The following is a 23,866-nucleotide window of genomic DNA, read 5'->3' as shown; positions in this document are numbered from 1 at the left end:
CGCGGTCAGGTGGGGGCATCGTGGCGGTTATAGCGCCCTCAGCCTCGGCCTCTGCGCCGGACCCAGCATCAACTCGCTCACCGCCCAGACCAGGGCGTCGGCGCGGTCGGGGCTGTGTTCCAGGTCGCCGGAGCCGAGCGCCATCAGCTCCTCCTCCAGCGCCACGAAGGACCCGCAGTGCAGGACCCGGCCCTGTTCATACAAAGCCGCCACCGGCTCGGCCCGCGCCCGCTTGCCAACGCTCGCGCGCACCAGTTTCACCCGGCACGGCGGATCGGCCTGGGCGAGCACGGACCTCACCATGTCGCCACCCTGGTTGGCCTCGGCCACGAGGGCGTCGGCGGACCAGGCCCGCGCGGCCGCGACCGCCCTCGCCGCCCAGCCGGCGGGAGACAGCCCCCGCGCCGTCTCGTCGGCCAGGACGAAGGCGCGGTCGTCCCTTCGGCCGACGACCACGATCCCGCAGGCGTCGCCGCCGGCGGTGGCGGGCGGGTCGACGGCCACGACGACGCGGTCCAGGCGCGCCGGCCGGGCGGCCCGGCAGCGCGCCAGGTCCTCGGCGCGGAACAGGCCGCCGTCGGTCTCGACGATCACCCCGTCCAACTCCTGGGCGGCCAGGCGCGTGCCGCCATACAGGCTCTCTAGAGTCCGCAGGAAGGCGGGCGCCAGGTTGCCGGCGTTGGCGCTCGTGCCCGCGCGGGTCAGCGACACGCCAGGCTCGGCCATCAACACCTTCAGGGCCCGATGGGGCTTGGGCGTGGTGGTCACCACCAGGCGCGGATCGGCCCCCAGGCGCAGGCCGAACCGCAGCATGGCCAGGGTGTCGCCGGGCTTGGGCCAGGCGCAGAACTCGTCGGCCCAGGCGGCGTGGAACTGCGGGCCGCGTAAGGAGTCCGGATCCTCGGCCGAGAAGGCGTAGGCGGTCGCGCCGTTGGGCCAGACCAGGCGTCGACGCGAGGCTTCCCAGCGGGGGTGCTCGTCGGGTAGCGACAGCGCCTTAAGGCCCGAGGGCCCCTCGATCATCACCTCGCGCACGTCGTGGAAGGTGGGTCCGACCAAGGCCAGCCGAGCGCCCGCCGTGGCCTGCTCGATCAGCCAAGCCGCGCCGGCGTAGGTCTTGCCGGCGCCGCGTCCGCCCAAGAACAGCCAAGTGACCCAGGGGTCAGGCGGGGGAAGCTGGTGGTCCTCCCGGATGCGGAGCGTTCGAAGGCTCTCCTCCAGTTGGCTCGCCAAGTCCGGACGGTTCTCGTCGATCCCGCTCAGCCAGGTGTTTAAGCTCTCGGGATCCAGCAAACTTCGCCAGTCGTTCGCGCACCTCGGCATGAAGCTCGGCGATACGCTGGGCGTTCCATGGGACGTCATCATTCATCGCGGTCTCCGTATTGTTCCGGTCTGCGCCGTCGTCGGCCTTGGCGGAGCGCTGCAGGCTTGAGAGCGCGCGGCCGACCCGGCGGGCGCTCCCCCGGAACAGCTTGATGGCTCGGCCGGCCTTCGCGGCCTTGGCGGCGATCTCCATCCGCGCTTCGGAGGTCTTGTCCTCGCTGGCGGTCAGGATCTCAGACGCCGCCTTGGCGTAGGTCAGGGCCACCAACTCCTCGATGGCGCTAAGGGCGGCTTCGATGTCTTCGCTTTTCTGGGCCATGACATAAAGGTACGGCGCCAGCGGACGCGGATGATCCAGAAGGCTATAAAAGTGACAAGCCGTTGATTTAGAACGACTCGTCTCCGCCTACGCCGAGCATACAGCGGCCTGAACGCCCGTACTTGGCGCCAAAGGCCGCCGGCGGTGGGTCGACGGAGCTCCTCTTCGGCGTGCGAGGCCCGCGCCTTACGCTAGGGGAGGATTTGCTTGGCGCCCGCGCCGAACCGGGGTTCAAAAGGCCGCCTTTCGGGATCGGCGACGGCGCTCCAGCGCGGAAAGCCGGCGCGTGCGCATGGACTTGTCATGTTAGCGCTCCCATTTATAGCGACCACAACGACAACACTTGCAGGACGACCAACGTGCATCTGACCGGCCAGCTTCTGATCGGCGGCGAAAGCCGCAAGGGGACCAACGGCGAGATCAAGGGCGTCAATCCGGCGACCGGCGAGATCCTGGAGCCCGCGTTCGGCGGCGCGACCAAGGCCGACGTCGACGCGGCCGCGGCCCTGGCCCACGAGGCCTTCGCCGGCTACCGCGCCCTGCCCTACGAGACCCGCGCGACCTTCCTGGAATCGATCGCCGAGCACATCGAGGCGATCGGCGATGACCTGATCGTCCGCACCATGGCCGAGACCGGCCTGCCCCGCCCGCGCCTGGAAGGCGAGCGCGGCCGCACGGTCGGCCAGCTGCGCCTGTTCGCCGGCGTGCTGCGCGACGGCGGCTTCCTGGAAGCCCGCATCGACCCGGCGCTGCCGGACCGCAAGCCGCTGCCGCGTCCGGACCTGCGTCTGCGCAACGTGCCGCTGGGCCCGGTGGCCGTGTTCGGCGCGAGCAACTTCCCGCTGGCCTTCTCGGTGGCCGGCGGCGACACCGCCTCGGCGCTGGCGGCCGGCTGCCCGGTCATCGTCAAGGCTCACCCGGCCCACCCGGGTGCCTCGGAGCTGGTCGGCCGCGCCATCCAGGCCGCCGTCGCCGCCTGCGGCCTGCATCCGGGCGTGTTTTCGATGATCCACGACAGCGGCTATGAGGTCAGCCAGGCGCTGGTCGCCGATCCGCGCGTCAAGGCCGCCGGCTTCACCGGCTCGCGCCGCGGGGGCCTCGCTTTGCTGGCCATCGCCCAAGGTCGTCCCGAGCCGATCCCGTTCTACGCCGAGATGAGCAGCATCAACCCGGTGATCATGCTGCCCGCCGCCCTGAAGGCGCGCGGTCCGCAGATCGCTCCGGACTTCGTGGCCGCCCTGACCCTGGGCGCGGGCCAGTTCTGCACCAATCCCGGCCTGATCCTGGCGATCGAAGGCCCCGAGCTGGACGCCTTCGTCGAGGCCGCCGGCAAGGCGGTCGAGGCCGCGCCGGCCTCGGTCATGCTGACCCCGGGCATCTGCAAGGCCTTCGCCCATGGGGTCGCGGCCCTGACCGAAGCCAAGGAAGTGACCACGGTCGCGCGCGGCATCCCGGGTCCCGACGGCAGCCACACCGGCCGCGCGGCCCTGTTCAGCGTCGCGGCCAAGGACTTCCTGGCCAATCCGCACCTGCACGAGGAAGTGTTCGGCGCGGCCTCGGTGGTGGTCCGCGCCGCCGACCAGGCCGAGCTGGAGAAGGTCGTGGCCGCCGTCGAGGGCCAACTGACCATCGCCATCCACATGGACGAGGCCGACCATCCGATCGTCGCCGCCCTGCTGCCGACCCTGGAAATGAAGGCCGGCCGTATTCTCGTGAACGGCTTCGGCACCGGCGTCGAGGTGGCGCCGGCCATGGTCCACGGCGGTCCGTTCCCGGCCACCAGCGACGGCCGCACGACCTCGGTCGGCACCCTGGCCATCGCCCGCTTCCTGCGCCCGGTCAGCTACCAGAACCTGCCGGAAGCCCTGCTGCCGGCCGAGCTGAAGACGGAGAACCCGCTGGGCATCGCGCGGCGCGTGGATGGCAAGGTGAAGGTGGGCTGAGGCGACGGCATCCTTCCGCCCCCTCTGGGGGCGGACGACCGCGCAAAGCGCGGTCAGGTGGGGGCAAGTAGGGTGACTTCGCTCAGGACTTGCCCCCTCCGCGCCTTCGGCGCTCCTCCCCCCGGAGGGGGAAGAAGGATCGCGCCGTCTAATGCCCGCCCGCCGCAGGCGGCTTGGCCAGCTTCGCCACGTCCGCTTCGGTCACCGGCTTGGCGTAGGCGTTGCCGAAGTGGGTGCGGACATAGGTGATCGCCTCGGCCATCTGGGCGTTGCTCAGCGTGCCGACGAAGCCGGGCATGGCGCCCTTGCCGCTGGTCACGACCATGATCGGATAGGCCGCGCCGGCCAGCCTGGGATTGCTGGCGAGCGCGGGAATGGTCCCCGCCCCCGTCCCGCCCTTGGCGTCGGCCATGTGGCAGGCTTGGCAGACCTGGGTGTAGACTTGCTCGCCGGTCACCGGCTTGGCCGCGCGCACGATGCCGCCGCCGGTGTCGCCCCCGCCGGACGCGGGGGTCTGGGCCATGGCCGGGAAGGCCGCCAGCGCGGCGACCGCCAGAATGAGCTTTCTCATGATCAAGCCTCCAGCGCGCGCTTGTGCAGACGGGTGATGGCGTCGATGGACGAGAGCAGCGCGCCCTCCATCCAGCAACCGACATAGGAGGCGTGCTCGCCGGCCAGCACGATCCGGCGGTCCATGCCCACCAGGGTCTGGTAGTGCTGCTTGCGGGTGTCCTCGTTCCAGCGGGCGCAGCAGCCCAGGGTCCAGGGCACGCGGCTCCAGGCCACCGAGGCGCCCGAGGCGAACTCCTTGCGGTAGCTTTCCGGGTGGATCACCGAGCCTTGCGCCAGGGCGACCTCGATCCGCTGCTCGGGCGTCATGCCGGCCAGGCGATAGGCGCCCATCTCGCGGGCGAAAGCCCCCAGCAGCACGGCCGGGCCGTCCTTGAACATGTTGTTGTTTGGATAGGAGATCAGGGCGATCTCCTGGTCGGTGAAGCTGTGGCCGCCGTAGATGTAGTCGTCCTCTTCCCAGAAGCGGCGCTTCATCTCCAGACCGATCTTGACCTGGCCGGAGTACGGCACGGCCTTGATCGCGGCCATCATCTCGTCGGTGACCTGCAGGTCCATCTGGCCCAGCACGCCCAGCGGGATCGTACAGACGCACCAGTCGGCCTTGGCGTCGGTCGCCTTGCCCGTGACGGTGTCGGTCCAGCTGACGGTGACGCCCTTGTCGTCCTGGGCGATCTTGCCGACCTTGGCGTTGTAGGTGATCAGGCCCTCCACCTGCTTGGCGAAGCCCTTGCCGATCATGTCCATGCCGCCGACCGGCTGGAACATGGTGGTCTGCATCTCGTGGTTCATGAAGAAGCCCATCGAGGTCCAGACCTGCGGGTCCAGCACGTCGTGCAGGCTGTAGAGGTCCTTCGAGGCGATCGGCGCGCCGTTGACGCCGCCGCCCGGCGGGCGCTCGTAGCCGCGGTGCGACGAGGCCTTCAGGCTGGGCGAGTACTTGTAATTGTTGTCCAGCAGCCCCCAGCCCTTCATGGCCTCCAGCAGCTTGTCGCGGTCCTCGGCCGTGACCGTGTCGTCCAGCGCCTTGGCGTTGACCGACTTGGCCAGCAGCTCGGCGATGTTGCCCTCGAAGTCGGCGGCGGCGGCGTTGAACCGCACCGGCTTGCCGCCGAAGGCCTGGGACGAGTGGATCCAGCCGGAGTGGTTGAACTGGATGAACGGCTCCAGGGCCACGCCGAACGCCTTGCAGTAGTGCAGCAGGGTCCGGTGGTGGTGCGGGATCCGCCAGGGGCCGGGGTTCAGGTAGTTGCCGGGCGAGAAGGCGACCTTCTGCGTCGCGCCGCCCAGCTCGGTGTAACTATCTCCCCCACGCAGCGACCAGTTGCGGCCGCCGGCGCGGTTCTGGAACTCCAGGACCTGGACCTTGTAGCCGGCCTTGCGCAGCTCGTAGGCCGCCAGCAGGCCGGCCAGGCCCGCGCCCAGCACGATGACGCTGGCGCCCGGCCGCGCGCCTTGCAGGTTCGGCGGCCCGTGGAACTGCGTCTCGGCCGCGTGGCCCAGCGTGGTCATCGCCTGATAGAGCGCCGCCGTCCCGCCGACCTTGGCGATGGCGGACAGAAGCTGGCGCCGCGTCGGCGCCCTGACACCGGAATCCATGAAAGCCCTTCCCCTCACGCGCCGCCGAATTCGGCGTGCGGATAAAAGGGCTATCAGTCGTTGCGTCGGCGGCGAGGCGCCGCGTGGAACCCGGCTCCCAGGATGCGGCCCAGGCTCCGAATTATCGGCGCCCGGACGGCTTGGCTGCGCGGGAACTGTGCAGCCTTACGACCCCACCACCCGGAGCGACGGCCGCTGATCGGCCAGCCGCTCGAGCGGGACAACAAAGAAGAAACTCGACCCCTGGCCGGGCTCGGAGCGCACGTCGATCGACCCGCCCATCAGCTCGATCAACTCGCGGCAGATCGACAACCCCAAGCCGGCGCCGTCGTGCGCCCGGGTCATGGATAAATCGGCCTGCGAGAAGCGCCGGAACAGGCTGGGCAAGGATTGCGGCGCGATACCCGGACCGGTGTCCTCGACCTCGAAGCGCAAGCCCTTGGTCAGGGGGCGAACGCGCACCGTCACGCCGCCGACTTCGGTGAACTTGATGGCGTTGGCCACCAGGTTGCCGAGCACCTGACGCAGCCGGATGGGATCTCCCGTCCAGCGTCCGCCGGCCTCGGGCGCGACGTCCACTTTCAGGCCGAGGTTCTTGGCGGCGGCCGCCCCCGAGAACGCCGAGCAGGCGGCGTCGACCATCTCGACCAGATCGAAGGGCTGCTCGCGCAGGCGCATCGCGCGGCGCTCCAGCCGGGCGATGTCGAGGATGTCGTTGAGCAGCGCCATCAGCGAACGCGCCGATTCCTCCAGAATGCGCAGACGTCGGGCTTGCGGCTCGCTCAGCGTATCGGCGGCCATGACCTGGGCCATGCCCAGCACGCCGTTCAGCGGCGTGCGAATCTCGTGGCTCATATTGGCCAGGAACAGCGTCTTGGCGGCGTTGGCGGCCTCGGCCTCTTCCTTGGCGGCGATCAACTGGCGACGGCTGTCGCGGATCTGGGCCAGCGCCTCCATGACGCGCCGAAGCAGGAAGAAGGCGGCCAGGCTCATCACCAGGAAGCCGAGCGCGAGCCAGGGCGCCAGGCTCTTGATCAGGGTCAGGCCAGGATCGGCGGCGTCCCACGACAACACCCCGATCGGCCGCCCGTTGATGTCGGCGAGTTGGACGCGAGGCTTGAGGCCGGGAGGCGCGGCGAGCAGTTGGAGGTCCTCCAGGCCCAGGTCGTCGGCGAAGCGGCGGATGAAGGGCCCATCCATCCGCCGGGCGACGACGACCACCGCGGGCGGGCCGGCATAGGCGTCGGCGACCGCCCGGCTTTCGGGGGTCACGGACGCGAAAGCCACCAGATAGACCGCTCCGTCGACCTTCATGAGCCCCCTACGGGTCACCTCGGCGCCGGTGCTCAGGCGGCCCTTGGCCAGGACGGCGGCGGCGTCCTTGGTCACCTCGGCGGCGATCGGCGCGGCCTGGGCCGGGAAGCCGCCCAACGCCCGCGCGTCGCCGCGCTTGCCGTCCCTCGACGCGTAGATCACCCTGCCGTCGCGCAGGACGAAGGCCACGTCGTGCTCGAACTGCTCCTTGTAGTAGGCGCCGAAATTGATGTCGGCCCAGGGCGCGTCGACCTTGGCCCCCATGGCGGCGTAGGCCGCGTCCCACACGGTGGCCGAGGTCAGCTCGCGCGTCATGCGCTCCAGCGAAACCTCGATCGAGCGGCGGACCAGGCGGATCTCGTCCCGCGCCTCGATGCGATCCAGGGTCCGCGCTGTCAGGACCGTCAGGCCCAGACCGCCGAGGATCGACACCACCACCAGAACGGCGGCGGCGGCGACCATCCCCTGGATCAATCGCATCGGCCGCTTGAAGGGCCGGCGGGAAAGAGAAGACTTCCGCATCATCACCCACGCCCTACGTCGCCGGAGATAGCGAAGCGTAAAACGCGGCTTTTGGCCACAGGCGCCGTCCGTCGCGGTCTCTCGCCAGGAGAGCCTGATCAATCCACCGCCAGCATGCCTTCCAGCTTCAGGCGGAAGATCAGCACGCTGTCGGGCGGAATCTCGCCCATGTCGCGCGAGCCGTAGCCGAGCTCGGCGGGGATGTAGAGCGTCCACTCATCGCCCACATGCATCAGCGGCAGGGCGTCCAGCCAACCCTGGATCAGGCCGTCGGCGGGCATGATCGCCGCCTTGCCGCGCGCGAAGCTGCTGTCGAACACGGTCCCGTTCAGCAGCTTGCCCTCGTAGTTGACCTTGATGATGTCGCCCAGCTTCGGCGAGGGACCGGTCTTGGGGCCGCTGGTCACGACCTTGTACTGCAGGCCCGACGGCAGGGTGACGACGCCCGGGGCCTTGGCGTTCTTCTCCAGGAAGGCCTTGCCGGCGACGGCGGCGGCCGAGGGCCCGGCGTTCAGCTGCGGCGGCGGCGACACCTGCGGGGTCTGGGCGTGGGCGGCGCCGGCGGCCAAGGGGGCGACGAGCGCGGCGGCGAGGGCCAAGGGGGCGAGAAGGCGCATCAAGGGATCTTTCGGGACTCGGTGTCGATCAGCGACACCCTAGCGGGGGTTCACCCGAACTTCGCGGCGAAATTTGGGGGAGGACGTAAGCGCCCCCTCCGTCACGCCGCCTTCGGCGTCGCGCCACCTCCCCCGCTTCGCGAGGGAGGAGGAAGAGTCATCCTCCCCCGTGCAAACGGGGGAGGTGGATCGCCGCGGATACGCGGCGAGACGGAGGGGGCGCTCTACCTACTGCTCCGCCCCGTGGGCATAGACCCCCAGCATGGTCCCGACGAAGCCGCCGGCGACCTTGGTGCTCAGGGACGTCCCATCAGCCCCGGCCTTCAGCGTCTCCCACTTCCCGGGCGCGGTCCCGTAGGCGAAGTCCAGAGCTCCCGCCTTGACGTCGATCTTCAGGTTCAGCGGTTGGCCGTTCTTGAGGGAAACCGACTTTTCGGCCACCACGACGCCATCGACCGGATCGCCCTTGCCGGTCCGCTTCTCGACCCGCACCAGCGTCTTGCCGCCGTCGCGAACCAGGCCCACGAACCAGTAGAAGTCGTCGGACTGCAGAGCCACCAGGCCCGCCTTGTCGCCGTCGGCCTTGGGGGTGAAGCGCACGGTGGTCGAGGCGGTGGCGTTCATGTGCTGCTGGCGGCGGGCCCAGATCGAGGGCTGCTCCTGGCCGCCCAGCTTGTCCTTGCGGGCTTCCAGGTTCAGCGTCCCGCCCTTCACCGACCACCAGCGCGACGTCGGGATGCGCATGGTCATCCAGCCCGGGGGCAGTTCGGGGCCCGCGAAGCTCTCGGCGGCCTTGAACGGACCCGAGGTCGGCGGGGCCGGGGTTTTGGGCAACTTCGGCGCGTCGGCGACGTAGGGGATGGTCTTGCCGTTCTCCAGGATCACCGGCCAGCCGTCCTTCCACTCGACCGGCAGCAGGAAGGTCTCGCGGCCGGTGTTGTAGAGGTCGTTACCGTAGGGCCGCACGGCCAGGAAGGTCGCCCACCACTTGCCGTCGGGCGTGTCGACGATGTCGGCGTGGCCGGCCGAGGTGATCGGCAGCGGCCGGTCCTTGGGCAGGCCGCGCTGGGTCAGGATCGGGTTGTGCTCATAGGGCACGTAGGGACCGGTGACGGCCTTGGAACGCAAGGCCACCTGACTGTGGCCCTCGGCCGTGCCGCCCTCGGCGGCGGTCAGATAGTACCAGCCGTCCTTCTTCAGGATGTGCGGCCCCTCGGGCCAGATCGGCTTGGCGGCCGGGTTGACGCCCTTGTCCAGCAGCACCGTGCGCGGGCCGATCGTCTTCTGGGTCTTGGGGTCGTATTCCTGGATCCAGATGGCGCGGTGGCCCTGGTATTCCGCCGGTCCCGGCGGCTCCTCGTTGTTGACGATCCAGCCCCGGCCGTCGTCGTCGAAGAACAGCGAGGCGTCGATGCCGCCCACCTGCGGCAGCCACACCGGATCCGACCACGGCCCCTTCGGGTCCTTGGCGGTGATCAGGAAGTTGCCGCCGCAGTCGACGCAGGTGTTGAGGATGTAGAACAGGCCGTCGTGGTGGGTGATGGCCGGCGCGAACACCGCCCGCGACAGGCCCAGGCGCTTGAAGTCCAGCATGCCCGGCCGGTCGATGGCGTTGCCGATCTGGGTCCAGTTCACCAGGTCGGTGGAATGGTGGATCGGCAGGCCGGGGAACCAGGTGAAGGTCGAGTTGACCAGGTAATAGTCACCTCCCACCCGCGTGACGCTGGGGTCGGGATAGAAGCCTTGGACGACCGGATTGCGGTACTGGCCCGGGCCCGCCTTGATCGCGTCGGACGGGTCGCTGCCCTGATAGACGAAGTTGCTGAAGGCGGCGGTGTTGGGCGCGGCTTGAGCCGTCATCGGCGCCAGCGCGGGGGCGGCCAGCAGGGCCAGGGTCATTGCCGTTCGGATCATTCGTCTACTCCCTTCGGGGCTTTTGAGCGCCCCCTCCGTCTCGCCGCCCGGTGGCGGCGATCCACCTCCCCCGCTGCGCGAGGGAGGATGATGCGCCCTCCTCCTCACCCGCGACGCGGGGGAGGTGGCGCGGTGCGTATCCGCACCGCGACGGAGGGGGCGCTGCTAAACCCTACCGCGCCGGCGCGGCCCGCAGCGCGGCGGCCACGGCCTCGCGCAGGGGCTTGGGCTTGTAGTCGTCGTCGTAGAGGGTCGGGCGCTTGGGTTTCTTGTCCTCGCGCAGCCATTGGCCTTGCAGCCACGAGTACTTGTCGATCATGCCCCAGGCCAGGACCTCCTTGGTCTGGCGGTAGCTGAGCACCTGATCGAGGAAGGCCTTGGCGTAGGCCGCCACCGCCGCGTCGCGCGGCGCGAACTCGGCCGGCAGGCCCTTGTCGTGGACGTCGAACTCGGTGACCAGCAGGTCATAGCCCATGCCGGTGACGTCGTTCAGGAACGCCGTCCACTCCTTCTCCTGCGGCTTGCCGAAGCCGGTGAAGGTGTCGGCGTTCTCCGCGCCGATGTGGCTCTGGATGCCCAGGGCGTCGACGGGCGTCCCACGCTTCCTGAAGCCTTCCAGCAGCTTGAGCACGCCGTAGCGATGCTTCTCGTTGCCGACCTCCTGGCTCATGTAGTCGTTGTAGACGAGGCGGGCCTTGGGCGCGGCCTGGCGGGCGACGTGGAACGACAGGTCCAGCACCTCCTCCTTGCCCATGGCGTCGGACAGGAAGGTCGAGCGGATCGAGCCGTCCTTGGGGTCGACCGTCTCGTTGACCACGTCCCACGAGATCATCTGCGGATAGCGCTGGCACAGGGCCTGGATGTGCTCGGTGACCATCTTGGCGGCCGCCTGGGCGGGCTTGACGCCGAAGTCGTAGGTCTTGGTCCAGGCCGGGAACCATTGCGGGTGGTGCCACAGCAGGGTGTGGCCGCGCAGGGCCTGGCCGTTCTCCTTGGCGAAGGCGGCGATGCGGTCGGCGCGGCTGAAGTCGAAGGCCTCCGGCCCGGCCAGGCGGACCACGTACCACTTCAGTTCGTTCTCGGGGACCAGCACGCCGCACTCGCGGGCCAGGATGGCGCGGTAGCGGGCGTCCTCGAACGGACCCTGCGTCGCGCCAGGCGGTCCGGCCGGAACCGCCGAGCCGAAATAGAGCCCTTTGGCCTGGGCCAGATCGCGGAGCGGAGTCTCGTCGGCGAAGGCCCGGGGCGCGATCAGGCCGGCGGCGGCGCCGGCGGCGAGACCCAAGGCCTGTCGCCGCGTGGGGTCGATGATGTTGGAAGCCATGGGCCCCTCCCGCTTATCGGCAGCTCGTTACCGCTACCATTTTGACGGCAGATCACCCTAGGCCGGCGGCGGGGTCAACCCATTAGAGGGGGTCATGCAGCCTACGCTAACATCTGCTCGTCTTCCCGGCCGTAGCGCAGCGAAGAGCCGGGACCCAGGAGCCACCGCACTGCCGCATGCCCCTGGGTCCCGGATAGCCTCTGCGAGGCTTCCGGGGTGACGAGGGTTTTTGTCTAGCGTTCGACTGCTCGCCCCTACTTCGCCGTCACCGACAGCACGGCCAGGGTCATGGCCTCGACGCCGGTGCGGATGCTGGGCTCGGGCGTGGGGGCGAAGTAGGGCGAGTGGTTGCTGGGCGGCGTCTTGCCCTCGGCCTTGGCCTTCTCGATCGTGGCGCGATCAAAACCCCCAATACCAAAGTACAGCGACGGCACCCCGGCGATGACGAACTCCGAATAGTCCTCCGACGCCGAGCCAGGGGTGGTCTGGGCCACCGCGCGAGCGCCGAAGGCGGCCTTGAACACCGCCGCCGTCCGCTCGGTCAGGGTCTGGTCGTTGACCACCATCTTGCCGCCCGGGTTCAGCTTGACGTCGGCCGGCGGCGCGCCGGCCATGTCGACCACCGCCTTGGCCGTGCGCTTGACCCCGTCGAGGATCTTCTCGCGCACCGCGTCGTCCTGGGTGCGGATCGTGCCGCGCACCCGGGCGATGTCGGGGATGATGTTGCCCGCGCTGCCCGCCTGGATCGAGCCGATGGTGACGACGCCGAAGGCCGCGGGGTCCTTCTCGCGGCTGATCACGCTCTGGACGTCGACGGTGAAGCGGGCGGCCATCATCACCGGATCGATCGTCGTCGAGGGCATCGAGCCGTGGCCGCCGCGGCCGTTGAAGGTGATGTCGAGCCCGTCCGAGGTCGAGCTGATCACGCCGGCCTTGTAGGAGATCTCGCCGGCCACGCCTGGGCCGACATGCAGGGCGAAGCCATAGTCGGGCTTGCCGCCGATCTTGTCCCACAGGCCGTCGGCCAGCATCGCCTTGGCGCCGCCGATGACCTCCTCGGCGGGTTGGGCGACGAAGACCAGCGTGCCCTTCCACTTGGACTTCATGGCGACCATCTGGCGGGCGGTCCCCAGCCAGGCGGCCATGTGGATGTCGTGGCCGCAGGAATGGGCGACGAAGGTCTGGCCGTCGCGCCAGATCGCGGTCGCCCGGCTGGCGTAGGGCAGGCCCGACTTCTCCTCCATGGGCAGGCCGTCCATCTCGGTGCGGATCAGCACCTTGGGGCCCTCCCCGTTCTTGAGGATCGCCACGACGCCGGTCTTGCCGACGCCCTCGGTGACGGTGAAGCCCAGGGCCCGCATCTCGGTCGCCAGGGTCTTGGCGGTCTGGACCTCCTGGAAGGCCAGCTCGGGATGGGCGTGGATCGTCTTGTAGACCGCCTCCAGCGCCGGATAGTCGCGGTCGAGCTGGGCGTCGATGACCTTCAGCGTCGCCGGCGCGTTCAGCGGCGCGGCCTGGGCGGAGGCGGTGAGGACGAGCGCCAGAGCGGCGGCGGCGAACAGGGGCTTCATGGGACTCTCAAGCGAATGGCGTCGCTTAAGATGACGCATGGCGGACGCTGATCCGCCACCCTTATCGTCATCCCGCGCTTTATGCGCGGGACCCATTTATCCGCCGCACGGGCAGCGAAAACCCATCAGCGCACTTGCGAGCTGAACCATGGGTCCCGCGCATTAAAGCGCGGGATGACGGTGGTTTATTAGCAGCCCCTACAGTCCGTTCCCCGGCGCGAAACGGAACTTGAGGCCCTGGTAGTACTCCAGCGACTTCTCGGGCGGCTTCTCCCCCGCCGGCAGCGGGCGCTTGGAGAAGGTCTGGAACCAGGCGATCGAGGCGTCGCGCCACCACTGGGCCTCGTTGCGCTGGATCTTCAGGAAGTCGGCGACTTCGGCGTGGCGCGGGGCGTCGACATACGGCGCCAGGCTGGCCCAGGTGCGGTTCATGCCGTCCACGTACGAGACGCCGCGCGAGTAGTGCTTGACCATGCCGTCCCACAGGGTGTCGCCGGAGTTCAGGCGATAGTCCCAGGGCAGGTGGTGGAACCACAGCAGGTCCTTCTCGTCGACGCACTTGAGGTCGGCGAAGCAGGCGCCCACGGGCGGCGCGTACTGGCTGGTGGCGTCGCTGCCCGTCGGCGTGCGGTCGAAGCCGATGCCGTCGGGGCCGGCCTTGGCGTAGTAGACGCTGGTCCAGTCGGCGCGCGGACCGCCCGACACCCAGGGACCGGGGCCGTAGTGGTGCCCCTCGCCCATCTGGTGGTGCAGGCCCAGCGGGGTCATGTAGTCCACCGCCGCCTCGCGCGAGCCCATCATCATGTCCACGGCGGGCTTCACGAAGCGCTCGTCGTTGGTGAAGGTCATCTTGGCCCAGTCGCGGGCGATGGCGCGGGTGTCGGCCTCCGGATCCCACGCCAGGCGCCCGAAGACGTACCAGTTGGCCTGGTCGAACTGCGAGCCGCTCCAGTTGCGGTCGGAGCCGATGTTGGCCACGCCCGCCATCACCGTCAGCTTGCGGCCGTCCAGCTGGCCATCGACCACCTTGGCCACGGTGGAGCCCTTGCCCTTGACCATGGTGTCGGCCTTGAGGGTCTCCTCGAACAGCGGGCCCAGATAGACGAGGTGGGTCGCGAAGCCGAGGTATTCCTTGGTGATCTGGAACTCCATGCCGATGTTGCTCTTGGGCATGGCCCCGAACAGCGGGTGGAAGGGCTCGCGCGGCTGGAAGTCGATCGCGCCGTTCTTGACCTGGATGACCACGTTGTCGGCGAACTGGCCGTCGAACGCCTTGAACTCGGTGTAGCCCTGCTTGGCGCGGTCGTCCGGCTGCTCGTGCGAGTAGACGAAGGCGCGCCAGATCACGACGCCGCCGTGCGGGCCCACGGCCTGCGCCAGCATGTTCGCGCCGTCGACATGGGTGCGGCCGTAGTCCTGCGGGCCGGGCTGGCCCTCGGAATTGGCCTTGACCAGGAAGCCGCCGAAGTCGGGGATCTCCTTGTAGATCTCGTCGGCCTTGGCCTTCCAGAAGGCGCGGACGGCCGGGTCCAGCGGGTCGGCGGTCTTCAGGCCGCCGATCTCGATCGGGGCCGAGAAGCGGGCCGACAGATAGACCTTGATGCCGTAGGGGCGGAAGGTGTCGGCCAGCGCCGCGGCCTTGTCGATGAAGGGCGCGGTCAGGCTGTCAGCCTTGGCGTTGACGTTGTTCAGCACCGCGCCGTTGATGCCCAGCGAGGCGTTGGCGCGGGCGTAGTCGACCATGCGCGGATCGACGTGATCCGGCAGCTTCCACCAGTCGAAGATCGACTGGCCCGAATAGCCGCGCTCGACCGTGCGGTTCAGGTTGTCCCAGTGGTTCAGCATCCGCAGCTTGACCTTGGGCGCGCTGGCGAGATCCAGGCTGGCGACGGGCTGGCGGGTCTGGATCAGCTCCAGATAGCGGAACACGCCGTACAGCACGCCGATGTCTCGGTTGGCGGCGATCACCGTGGTCGCCTTGCCGTTCACCGGCAGCGTGCGGATCAGATAGCCGTCCTCGCCCAGGCTTTTAAGCGGCAGGTTCAGCTTGGCCACGGCCGGATCGGAGGCCGCGCCCAGCAGGATCACGCCGTCGCGCGTCCCGGCGGCGGCGGACGCCGGCTTGCCGACGAGGCCCGTCAGGCCTCGCTCCAGCTCGGCGCGGGCGACCTTCATCGTGGGCGTATCACTGGCCGGGGCGATGGCGGCGGCGCGGGCGGCGTAAGCGCCCTTGGCCGAGGCCTCGACCGGCTTGTAGCGCAGCCACAGGTCATAACCGTCCTCGGCGCGCGCGGCCGGAGCGGCGAGCAACAGCAAAGCAGCCGCGAAAGCCCTCAAACGCATCATGTTTCCTACCCTAATCCCGGCTCTTATGACCTTCCGAACCCGGAAAGACGCGACAACTCAAGCGTCTTCGGAGGTCCGGTCTTGTAGTCTTAGAGGTCAGACCACTGGGTTGACAACCTTTATGGTACCGGTACATCGATAAGCCAGGGAGGAAGTCTTGGATAGCTGGCGCGGCTTGTGCGCCTGGCGTCCCGTGCTTTCGACCACCCACTCACGGCCCGAGCGGCCCAGTCGAAGCGCCTCATGCCCAAGATCATCGCCGCCAAGACCATCGTCACCTGCCCGGGGCGCAACTTCGTCACGCTGAAGATCATGACCAGCGACGGCGTGTACGGCATCGGCGACGCCACGCTGAACGGCCGCGAGCTGGCGGTCGAGGCCTATCTTTCGCAGCACGTCATCCCTTGCCTGATCGGTCGCGACGCCCACCAGATCGAGGACATCTGGCAGTACCTGTATCGCGGCGCCTACTGGCGTCGGGGCCCGGTGACCATGGCCGCCATCGCCGCGGTCGACATGGCGCTGTGGGACATCAAGGGCAAGATCGCCGGCCTGCCGGTCTACCAGCTGCTGGGCGGCGCCTGCCGCTCGGGGGTCATGGTCTACGGCCACGCCAACGGCGAGACGATCGAGGAGACCCTCGACAACGCCGCCCACTACGCCGAGCAGGGCTACAAGGCCATCCGCCTGCAGACCGGCGTGCCCGGCATGAGCGGCACCTACGGCGTCTCCAAGGACAAGATGTTCTACGAGCCGGCCGACAGCGACCTGCCCAAGGAGACCATCTGGTCGACCGAGCGCTATCTGCGCAGCACCCCCGCCCTGTTCGAGGCCGCGCGCGTACGGCTGGGCGATGACCTCCACCTTCTGCACGACGTCCACCACCGGCTCACCCCGATCGAGGCCGGGCGCCTGGGCAAGGATCTGGAGCCCTACCGCCTGTTCTGGATGGAGGACGCCACCCCCGCCGAGAACCAGGCCAGCTTCCGGATCATCCGCCAGCACACCACGACGCCGCTGGCCGTGGGCGAGATCTTCAACTCGATCTGGGACTGCAAGCAGCTGATCGAAGAGCAGCTGATCGACTACATCCGCGCCACGGCCGTGCACGCCGGCGGGATCACCCACCTGAAGAAGCTGGCCAGCTTCGCCGACCTGCACCACGTGCGCACCGGCTGCCACGGCGCCACGGACCTCTCGCCCGTCTGCATGGGCGCGGCCCTGCACTTCGACCTGTCGATCCCGAACTTCGGCGTCCAGGAGTACATGCGCCACACGCCCGAGACCGACGCGGTGTTCCCGCACGCCTACACCTTCTCGGACGGCATGCTGCACCCGGGCGAGGCCCCGGGCCTGGGCGTCGACATCGACGAAGACTTGGCCGCCAAGTATCCGTACAAGCGCGCCTACCTGCCGGTCGCCCGCCGCCTGGACGGCTCGATGCACGATTGGTGACCAGAGCGGCGAGAAAGCCTGACAGGAGAAAACACGCCAAGCGTCGCCATGGTCCGTGTTAGAATCCGGACCTAGACAAGCTAGCGTCTTTCGGGCCCTTTCGCCGACCATGTCAGACAACGTCAAGCTCTACCGTAAGATCGCCGACACCGTGGCCGAGGCCATCGAGGCGGGACAGTACCGGATCGGCGACCGACTGCCGACCGAGCGCGAGCTGGCCGAGCAGTTCGGGGTTTCCCGCCCCACCCTGCGCGAGGCGATGATCGCCCTGGAAATGCTGGGCATGATCGAGGCCCGTCACGGTCTGGGCATATACGTCACCGGCAATGTGCGCCCGATCGCGCCCTCGGCCGACATCGACTTCGAGATCGGCGCCTTCGAGCTGATCGAGGCCCGCCGGCTGTTCGAGGGCGAGGCCGCGGCCCTGGCCGCCACCTCGATCACCGACGACCAGATCGTCGAGCTCGAGGGCCTGCTGCGGCGGATGCACGAGGAGGAGGAGATCCGGGGCGAGGACGCCGACCGCGAGTTCCACCTGACCATCGCCCGGGCCACCGGCAACGGCGCGATCATCGCCACGATCGAGAACCTGTGGGACTGGCGCAACCGCTCGCCCCTGGCCCGCAACATCCTGGCCCGCGCCCGCGGCATGGGCCTGGAGCCCCGCATCGTCGAGCACCGCCGCGTGGTCGACGCCCTGAAGGCCCGCGACCCCGCCGCCGCCCGCCAGGCCATGCGCGACCACCTGGAACGCGTCATCGACCACCTGCTCCACGCGACCGAGACCGAAGCGGTCCAGAAAGCCCAGCAGGAAACCAAGGCCCGCCGCAGCGCGATCGCCAAGCGGGTGGCGATCTAGGGCGAAGAGCGCCCCCTCCGTCACGTCGCCTATCGGCGCCACGCCTCCTCCCCCGCAAGCGGGGTAGGATGACGGTCACCCTCCTCACCCGTGCAACGGGGGAGGTGGCGCGATGCGAAGCATCGTGACGGAGGGGGCGCAAAGGCGCACACTCAACCCATGCGATCACTCAGCCGAACCCACACGCGCGCGAAGTCGTTACGCCGCGAGATGACTCCGCCGGAGGTCATACTTTGGGTTCGCCTCCGCTCGCGACAGCCCGGCGGACCTCGCATCCGGCGCCAGCACCCGATCGGCCCTTACATCGCTGACTTCTACTGTTCGCAAGCCCGACTGGTGATCGAGATCGACGGCTGGGGCCACAACATGGGTGGTCAGGGCGCTAGGGATGAGCGGCGCGACGCGTGGATGCGTGACCAAGGACTGGAGATCCTGCGCTACGCCGCTGACGACGTCATGCGCGATCCGACAGGCGTCGCGGACGGGATCTGGGGCACCTGCATGGACCTGATGAGGCAACGCGCCCGAAAGAGCGCCCCCTCCGTCACGTCGCCTATCGGCGCCGCGCCACCTCCCCCGCAAGCGGGGCAGGAGGGGTAAAGCCGGAGGTGGCGCGATGCGAAGCATCGTGACGGAGGGGGCGTCTCATGCCACAGCTTGCCCCATGCGCCTCCCGCCCCTGAAGCCTGATTCCGACCAGATGCTGCATCTCGACGCCCTGCGGATCGTCGGGGCGGTCATGATCGTGGTGTTCCACTTCAACCGGTTCATCAACCTGGACGGCCACTGGCAGTGGGCGGACGATACGATCAAGACCTTCAGCCTGATCGTGGACCTGTTCTTCCTGATCTCCGGCTATGTGATGGCGGCGATCTACACAGGGCGCCTGACCACCGTCGCCAAGTATCTCGACTTCCTGCAGAAGCGCGTGGCGCGGCTGGGACCGCTGCACTGGGCGACCATGCTGGTGTTCATCGCCGTGGCCGCCGCCGGCGCCGCCGGCTGGGTCCAGGACAGCGATCCGCGCCGCTATGACGTGGCCTGCATCGTGCCCAACATCCTGTTCGTCCACGCCTGGGGCGTCTGCCATTCGCAGACCTGGAACTTCGTCAGCTGGGCCATCAGCGCCGAGATGGGGATGTACCTGATCCTGCCGCTGCTGTTCCTGCTGACCGCGCGCGGCCCCTGGGTCACTCTGGGGGCGGCCCTGCTGTCGATCGTGGTCCTGCTGCAGACCCCGCATGGCGACCGGCCGTTCCACCAGTGGACCTGGGACTACGGCGTGCTGCGCGCGGTCCCCGGTTTCCTGATCGGCATGGCCGCCTTCCAGCTACGCGACCGGCTAGCGAGGATCCCACGTCCGAACCTGCTGATGTGGCTGCTGCTGGGCGCCTATCTGGTCGCCTCGTGGGCGGGGACGCCGCGCACGGCCCTGCTGTTCGTCGTCTATGCGATCGGCCTGCTGGGCGTGGCGGCCGACGCCAAGGGCGTCCAGGGCGGCGTCAGCCAGCGGTTGGCGCCCTGGGCCCAGCTGTCGTTCAGCCTGTACCTGCTGCACCCCATCGCCCTGAAGATGGGCCTGGCCTGGGTGGGCCTGGGCATGTGGAACCTGAACGGCGACCTGATGCGCCTGTGGGTCCTGTTCTGGGTCGTGGCCCTGTTCCCGATCGCCTACCTGTCGCTGGTGCTTTTCGAGCGCCCGGCGCGGGACTGGATGGCGGGGCTGGGGAAGAAGCAGGCATGAGCGCCCCCTCCGTCACGATGCTTCGCATCGCGCCACCTCCCCCGTTTCACGGGTGAGGAAGAAGCCGCTCCCTCCTGCCCCGCTTGCGGGGGAGGTGGATCGGCGCGGATACGCGACGAGACGGAGGGGGCGCTTTAGCGCGAAACCCCATCCACCCACGCCGGCAGCTCGCTGATGCTGCCTAGCTCGACATAGCGCGCGTGCCCGACCGGCGCGTCGGCGGCTTCGTGCGACCAGACCAGCGGGTATGGGATCAGGGCGCCCCAGCAGCCGGCTTCGAGCGCGGGCAGGATGTCTGACTTCATCGAGTTGCCGGCCATCACCGCCTGCTCGGCGCCGGTGCCGTAGCGGTCGAACACCCGGCGATAGGTGCTGGCGTCCTTCTCGGACACGATCTCGACGGCCACGAAGTAGTCGCCCAGGCCCGAGGAGGCCAGCTTCTGCTCCTGGTGCAGCAGATCGCCCTTCGTCACCAGGATCAGGCGGTAGCGCTTGGAAAGCTCGGCCAGGGCGTTCTCGACGCCCGGCAGGGGCTCGATCGGCTCGGTCAGCATCTCGCGGCCGACGGCCAGGATCTCGCGGATCACGCGGGTGTCGACGCGGCCGTCGGTGACCTCCAGCGCGGTCTCGATCATCGACAGGGTGAAGCCCTTGGCCCCGTAGCCGTAGACCCGCAGATTGCGCTTCTCGACGGCCGTCAGCTGGGCCTCGATCTTCTCGGGGTCGCCGTGCTCGGACAGCAGGTCCAGGAAGCGCTGGTGCGAGAGGCGGAACAGGCTTTCGCAGTGCCAGAGGGTGTCGTCGGCGTCGACGCCGACGGTGGTGATGCTCGTCATGGCCGACGACATAGCATCGGCCAAGGCGCGACGACACGCCCCTTCCGACACCATGCCGGAGGGCCAGGGCGGATGAGCAGCGTCAGACGGGCGGGGTCAGAAGGTCAGGACGGCGAAGACGACCAGGCTCACGGGCACGGCGGCGGACAGCACCATGCCCACCACGGCCTCGGCGAAGCCAAGGACCAGGCGGGTGGCCGAGAACAGTTCGTGCGGCGGGGTCGGGATCATTCGGTGTGCGCTCCTACCCGATCTAGCTAGCCCGATCCTCGTTAACGGGTCGGAACCCTGACGCCGGAATCGGCTGCGACAGATTGTCCGCGAGAGACCCGCACGGCCCAAAAAGAAGGCCCGGCGCAAGGCCGGGCCAGATGGTCTTGGGGGAGGAAGCGCGGTCCGGGCGCCGAAGAGCCCGGACCAGAAGTCGATGAGCCTAGAAGCTCATCCGCATGCCGACCACGTATTGGCGGCCGGGCTTGTAGTAGGTGAAGGTCGCGTTGTCGTACTGGAAGTGCGAGCGCAGCGCCTCGTTGGTCAGGTTGGTGACGTTGAAGGTCAGCTGCGGCGCGTTCTTCATGCCGAGGAGCTTCTCGAGGTCGTAGCTCGAGGAGAAGTCCGTCTGCTTGTACGTGTCCGAGAACAGAGCGGCCTGAGTGACGCCGTTCTGGTTGGCGCCGCTGGACTGCGAGCCCTTCCGGTACACGTGGCTCAGACGCAGGCTGATCCCGTTGTGCTCGTAGTAGCCCGTCAGGTTGTAGGTGTACTTGGCCACGCCGTAGGCGATCGCCGGACCGTTGCTGGTCTGGTCGACGATGGTGGCGTTGGCGTTGAAGCCCAGGCCCTCGACGCCGAAGCGGCTGGTCAGGAAGTCCAGCGGCTGAACCCACTGGAATTCCAGGCCGTTGATCGTGAGCTTGTTCGGCACGTTGATCTGCGACTGGATCTGGACTTGCGCCTGGGTCGGGCCGCCACGCGAGTTGATGGCCGTCTTCTGGGTGTCGTTCAGGGTGTCGTAGGTGATGCCGTACTGGGCCAGGTACGAGAACGGCTGGGTCACGACGTTGTTGGTCGTGAAGCCGGTCAGCGACTTGCGGAACGCGTTGACCGCGATCACGCCTTCCTGGCCGGTGTAGAGCTCGAAGCCCAGGTCGATGTTCTTCGAGAAGTACGGCTTCAGGGCCGAGTTGCCGATCGTGGCCTGGTCGGCCGACGGGGCGCCGAAGGACACGCCCGGCAGCTGGGCGGCCGGATCCGGACGGGTCATCGTTTCCGAGACCGCGACGCGGGCCACGGCGTGCTCGCCGATGTCATAGGCGATGTTCGCGGCCGGCAGCCACTTCGAATAGGTGTTCTCGGTGTAGACGAAGTTGGTGATGTTCGGATAGCGCGCGCCGTCCGGCAGCTGAGCGCCGCCCGGCAGGGTGTTGCGCGGATCCGCCAGCGAGACGCGGCCGCCGATGGTCTGCTTGGTGTGCACGTAGCGGATGCCGACGTTGTAGCGCAGGTCGCTGTCCAGCACCTGGGTGACGCCGTTCAGCTCGGTGTAGGCCGCGCTGTTCTTCTCGTTGATGTAGCCGCCGCTGGCGCCGGTGTTGGAGCCGCCGGTTTCCGGCGAGGCGTCGTGCAGCGCGTCGTAGTTGGTGGCCTTTTTGACCTTGTCCCAGTCGACCGTGACGAAGCCGGCCGGGCCGGGCTTCAGGTAGCTGGCCAGATTGGCGGTCGGGATCAGCGAGCCGCCGTAGGTCAGCGTGCCGGTCTGGCCGGCCGTGGCGCCCGTGCCGTAGCCCGGATAGGTCGGATAGCCGGCCGGCGCGGCGCCCGGCTGGTTCAGGCCTTGGCAGGGCGGCTGGCCGTTGGGCGAGGTCAGGTTGATGCTGGGGTTGTTGCCGCAGGTCGCGTTCTGCCACGGACCGGTGTTGTCGTAGCCGCGGATGGTGCGCGAGACGTCGTCGTAGTTGCCGCCGAACTTCAGGTTCAGCTTCTCGTCGCCCCAGGTGACGACGGCGCGCGCGCCCTTCGTCTCATACCAGCGCTTTTCGTCCTGCATGTTCAGGCGACCGCCGGTCCACACGAAGTTGGCCGGGTTGTTCAGGTCGACGCTGCTCTTGATCGTCGGCGGGCCGTTCGGGTTGTAGGTGTAGTCCACCGTCGTGCCGAGACCCAGCGCGGTCACCGGACCGAAGGTCGGGCTTTCGCGGTGGAAATTGCTCTTGGTGTAGTTGGCTTGGGCCTCGACCTTCAGCGTGTCGCTGATGCGCCATTCGCCGCCCGGATTGATGCCCCACAGCTCGGTCTTTTCGAGATAGGGGCGGTATTCCAGGAAGAACTGCGAGTTGGCGTACGTGCCCTGAGTGACGGTGCAGCCCGTCGAGCAGTCGGTCTTGTCGTACTTGGTGTTCGTCGGAATGATCGCGCCGTTGCGCACGATCCAGGCCATGTCGATCCGCTCAAGATCGTTGTCCTTGTAGCCGTACATGCCGTCGACATAGAAGTTCATGTCGTCGTTCGGACGCCACTCGACGCTGCCGACCAGGTTGATCCGGTCGCGACGGCCGTACTCGGCCGACGGACGGCCCAGGCGCGGCAGCAGGCCGTTGTCGATCTGCTGGATGGTCGCGCCGGGGTTCTTGGAGAGCAGGAAGTCGCGGTCGATGACCGTGCCGGCCACCAGGCCCGCGCCCGCGCCGACCGGCACCGTGGCCGGGATCGTCCAGTTGCCGCCGCCCGTGGCGTTACAGCCGCTGGTCGCGCCGCACTGGGCGGCCGACAGGTTCGGGTTGGTGAAGCCGATCGTCTCGTAGCCGCGCGTGTCGGTGTGCAGGCGCTGGCCCGAGAACCCGAACAGAACGCCGAAATTGTCCCAGGTCTTGCTGGCGATCAGCGAGCCCTTGGCGCCCAGCTTGGCGCCGTCCGGCTTCACGCCCTGGACGTTCATGGTCAGGTGCTGGCCGGGACGATCGAACGGACGCGCCGAGCGCATGTCGATGTTACCCGCCGCGCCGCCTTCCAGCAGGCTGGCCGAGTAGCTCTTGTTCACCGTCAGCTTGGTGAAGAGGTCGGTCGGGAAGAACGACAGGTCGACCGAGCGGTCGGTGCCCTGCGCGTCGGTCGCCCCCGACGAGGCCACGGCGATCGAGGCGCCGTTCAGGGTCACGTTGGTGAAGTTCGAACCCAGACCGCGGATGGCGACGTTCGTGCCTTCGCCCGTGATGTCGCGGGTGATGGTGATGCCGGGAATGCGGTTGAACGACTCGGCGATGTTGGAGTCGGGGAACTTGCCGATGTCTTCGGCGAAGATCGCGTCGGCGAAGCCGGTGGTCTCGCGCTTGGCGACCGTCGATTGCGCCAGGCTCTTGCGATAGCCGGTGACGACGATCTCTTCGACGGCGGTGTCATCGGCGACGGCGGCCGGGGCCTGGGCGGTCTGGGCGTAAGCGGCCTGGCCGATCGCCAAAGTGGTCAGGCAGGTCGCGCCGATCAGAGCCAGACGACGGGCGGAACGGTTTTGTGGAGTAGTCCGCATGTTTCTCCCCCTAAGGTTGGCGCATCGCGCCAGTTCGTTGTTCGCCGCGACCCGCCGACTCTTTTTAGAGTCTGACGCCCTGCCAAA

The 23,866-nt window shown here is 68.5% G+C and carries 17 protein-coding genes and 2 pseudogenes; 5 read left to right on the top strand and 14 right to left on the bottom strand.

Translation table 11 applies throughout. From position 1 onward, the window contains the following. Positions 1–27 precede the first annotated feature (27 nt). Positions 28–1,365, bottom strand: coding sequence for a DNA-packaging protein (locus tag CSEG_RS04925; protein WP_013078155.1), 1,338 nt, complete (start codon positions 1,363–1,365; stop codon positions 28–30). A 636-nt stretch (positions 1,366–2,001) separates the two neighbouring features. Between CSEG_RS04925 and CSEG_RS04920 the strand changes: the two genes are divergently transcribed. Beyond that, complete coding sequence (locus CSEG_RS04920; RefSeq protein WP_013078154.1) at positions 2,002–3,585, top strand: aldehyde dehydrogenase (NADP(+)); 1,584 nt, start codon at positions 2,002–2,004, stop codon at positions 3,583–3,585. Between the two features lie 148 nt (positions 3,586–3,733). Here CSEG_RS04920 and CSEG_RS04915 read toward each other — a convergent pair whose 3' ends face one another. The 8 genes from CSEG_RS04915 to CSEG_RS04880 form a co-directional block, all read right to left on the bottom strand. Continuing rightward, entirely contained in the window at positions 3,734–4,156 is a 423-nt protein-coding gene (locus CSEG_RS04915; protein ID WP_013078153.1) for a c-type cytochrome, read from the bottom strand. Between the two features lie 2 nt (positions 4,157–4,158). Further along, entirely contained in the window at positions 4,159–5,754 is a 1,596-nt protein-coding gene (locus CSEG_RS04910; protein ID WP_013078152.1) for a flavin monoamine oxidase family protein, read from the bottom strand. Between the two features lie 165 nt (positions 5,755–5,919). Continuing rightward, positions 5,920–7,548, bottom strand: coding sequence for a sensor histidine kinase (locus CSEG_RS21445; protein ID WP_106907070.1), 1,629 nt, complete (start codon positions 7,546–7,548; stop codon positions 5,920–5,922). Between the two features lie 140 nt (positions 7,549–7,688). After that, positions 7,689–8,207 carry an FKBP-type peptidyl-prolyl cis-trans isomerase gene (locus CSEG_RS04900; protein WP_013078150.1) on the bottom strand — a complete coding sequence of 173 codons (519 nt, stop codon included), beginning with the start codon at positions 8,205–8,207 and terminating at the stop codon, positions 7,689–7,691. Between the two features lie 228 nt (positions 8,208–8,435). Then, entirely contained in the window at positions 8,436–10,121 is a 1,686-nt protein-coding gene (locus tag CSEG_RS04895; protein ID WP_013078149.1) for a glycoside hydrolase family 43 protein, read from the bottom strand. Positions 10,122–10,293: 172 nt separating this feature from the next. Next, positions 10,294–11,445: an endo-1,4-beta-xylanase gene (locus CSEG_RS04890; RefSeq protein ID WP_013078148.1), complete on the bottom strand. Its 1,152-nt coding sequence runs from the start codon at positions 11,443–11,445 to the stop codon at positions 10,294–10,296. Between the two features lie 254 nt (positions 11,446–11,699). Further along, positions 11,700–13,016 (bottom strand): amidohydrolase, encoded by a 1,317-nt coding sequence (locus tag CSEG_RS04885; protein WP_013078147.1) that lies wholly within the window; start codon positions 13,014–13,016, stop codon positions 11,700–11,702. 198 nt (positions 13,017–13,214) lie between these two features. Further along, complete coding sequence (locus tag CSEG_RS04880) at positions 13,215–15,359, bottom strand: alpha-glucuronidase family glycosyl hydrolase (protein ID WP_013078146.1); 2,145 nt, start codon at positions 15,357–15,359, stop codon at positions 13,215–13,217. A gap of 246 nt (positions 15,360–15,605) precedes the next feature. Between CSEG_RS04880 and manD the strand changes: the two genes are divergently transcribed. The 3 genes and pseudogenes from manD to CSEG_RS04865 all read left to right on the top strand — a co-directional run. Next, positions 15,606–16,817, top strand: a complete 1,212-nt coding sequence (manD, locus tag CSEG_RS04875; protein WP_013078145.1) for a D-mannonate dehydratase ManD — start codon at positions 15,606–15,608, stop codon at positions 16,815–16,817. Between the two features lie 109 nt (positions 16,818–16,926). Then, a complete protein-coding gene (locus tag CSEG_RS04870; protein WP_013078144.1) occupies positions 16,927–17,676 on the top strand; it encodes a FadR/GntR family transcriptional regulator in 750 nt (249 codons plus the stop codon). 159 nt (positions 17,677–17,835) lie between these two features. After that, positions 17,836–18,159, top strand: a pseudogene (locus CSEG_RS04865) (endonuclease domain-containing protein); the annotation flags it as partial. A gap of 70 nt (positions 18,160–18,229) precedes the next feature. Here CSEG_RS04865 and CSEG_RS23715 read toward each other — a convergent pair. Then, positions 18,230–18,325 (bottom strand): hypothetical protein, encoded by a 96-nt coding sequence (locus CSEG_RS23715; RefSeq protein WP_407642824.1) that lies wholly within the window; start codon positions 18,323–18,325, stop codon positions 18,230–18,232. 15 nt (positions 18,326–18,340) lie between these two features. Between CSEG_RS23715 and CSEG_RS04860 the strand changes: the two genes are divergently transcribed. Further along, a complete protein-coding gene (locus CSEG_RS04860; RefSeq protein ID WP_041538203.1) occupies positions 18,341–19,420 on the top strand; it encodes an acyltransferase family protein in 1,080 nt (359 codons plus the stop codon). On the opposite strand, the pseudogene CSEG_RS23185 reads toward CSEG_RS04860, so the two are convergent. The 4 genes and pseudogenes from CSEG_RS23185 to CSEG_RS04845 form a co-directional block, all read right to left on the bottom strand. Next, positions 19,348–19,554: pseudogene (locus CSEG_RS23185) on the bottom strand (hypothetical protein); the annotation flags it as partial. The gene CSEG_RS04860 and the pseudogene CSEG_RS23185 overlap by 73 nt on opposite strands. Next, complete coding sequence (locus tag CSEG_RS04855; protein WP_013078141.1) at positions 19,555–20,256, bottom strand: HAD family hydrolase; 702 nt, start codon at positions 20,254–20,256, stop codon at positions 19,555–19,557. A 96-nt stretch (positions 20,257–20,352) separates the two neighbouring features. After that, on the bottom strand, positions 20,353–20,487 hold the full coding sequence (locus tag CSEG_RS23525; RefSeq protein ID WP_013078140.1) for a hypothetical protein: 135 nt from the start codon (positions 20,485–20,487) through the stop codon (positions 20,353–20,355). Between the two features lie 202 nt (positions 20,488–20,689). Next, complete coding sequence (locus CSEG_RS04845; protein ID WP_013078139.1) at positions 20,690–23,779, bottom strand: TonB-dependent receptor; 3,090 nt, start codon at positions 23,777–23,779, stop codon at positions 20,690–20,692. Between the last annotated feature and the right edge of the window lie 87 nt (positions 23,780–23,866).

This window comes from Caulobacter segnis ATCC 21756 (genome assembly GCF_000092285.1).
Classification (GTDB): domain Bacteria; phylum Pseudomonadota; class Alphaproteobacteria; order Caulobacterales; family Caulobacteraceae; genus Caulobacter; species Caulobacter segnis.
The sequence above is the reverse complement of the archived record's forward strand: the minus strand, read 5'-3'. Positions and strand labels throughout refer to the sequence as shown.

Excerpts from the sequence above, each read along its gene's own strand:
- CSEG_RS04925 (WP_013078155.1), bottom strand. The coding sequence starts at position 1,365 with ATGATGACGTCCCATGGAACGCCCAGCGTATCGCCGAGCTTCATGCCG.
- CSEG_RS04915 (WP_013078153.1), bottom strand. The coding sequence starts at position 4,156 with ATGAGAAAGCTCATTCTGGCGGTCGCCGCGCTGGCGGCCTTCCCGGCC.
- CSEG_RS04910 (WP_013078152.1), bottom strand. The coding sequence starts at position 5,754 with ATGGATTCCGGTGTCAGGGCGCCGACGCGGCGCCAGCTTCTGTCCGCC.
- CSEG_RS21445 (WP_106907070.1), bottom strand. The coding sequence starts at position 7,548 with ATGCGATTGATCCAGGGGATGGTCGCCGCCGCCGCCGTTCTGGTGGTG.
- CSEG_RS04900 (WP_013078150.1), bottom strand. The coding sequence starts at position 8,207 with ATGCGCCTTCTCGCCCCCTTGGCCCTCGCCGCCGCGCTCGTCGCCCCC.
- CSEG_RS04895 (WP_013078149.1), bottom strand. The coding sequence starts at position 10,121 with ATGATCCGAACGGCAATGACCCTGGCCCTGCTGGCCGCCCCCGCGCTG.
- CSEG_RS04890 (WP_013078148.1), bottom strand. The coding sequence starts at position 11,445 with ATGGCTTCCAACATCATCGACCCCACGCGGCGACAGGCCTTGGGTCTC.
- CSEG_RS04885 (WP_013078147.1), bottom strand. The coding sequence starts at position 13,016 with ATGAAGCCCCTGTTCGCCGCCGCCGCTCTGGCGCTCGTCCTCACCGCC.
- CSEG_RS04880 (WP_013078146.1), bottom strand. The coding sequence starts at position 15,359 with ATGCGTTTGAGGGCTTTCGCGGCTGCTTTGCTGTTGCTCGCCGCTCCG.
- manD (WP_013078145.1), top strand. The coding sequence starts at position 15,606 with ATGCCCAAGATCATCGCCGCCAAGACCATCGTCACCTGCCCGGGGCGC.
- CSEG_RS04870 (WP_013078144.1), top strand. The coding sequence starts at position 16,927 with ATGTCAGACAACGTCAAGCTCTACCGTAAGATCGCCGACACCGTGGCC.
- CSEG_RS23715 (WP_407642824.1), bottom strand. The coding sequence starts at position 18,325 with ATGAGACGCCCCCTCCGTCACGATGCTTCGCATCGCGCCACCTCCGGC.
- CSEG_RS04860 (WP_041538203.1), top strand. The coding sequence starts at position 18,341 with ATGCGCCTCCCGCCCCTGAAGCCTGATTCCGACCAGATGCTGCATCTC.
- CSEG_RS04855 (WP_013078141.1), bottom strand. The coding sequence starts at position 20,256 with ATGACGAGCATCACCACCGTCGGCGTCGACGCCGACGACACCCTCTGG.
- CSEG_RS23525 (WP_013078140.1), bottom strand. The coding sequence starts at position 20,487 with ATGATCCCGACCCCGCCGCACGAACTGTTCTCGGCCACCCGCCTGGTC.
- CSEG_RS04845 (WP_013078139.1), bottom strand. The coding sequence starts at position 23,779 with ATGCGGACTACTCCACAAAACCGTTCCGCCCGTCGTCTGGCTCTGATC.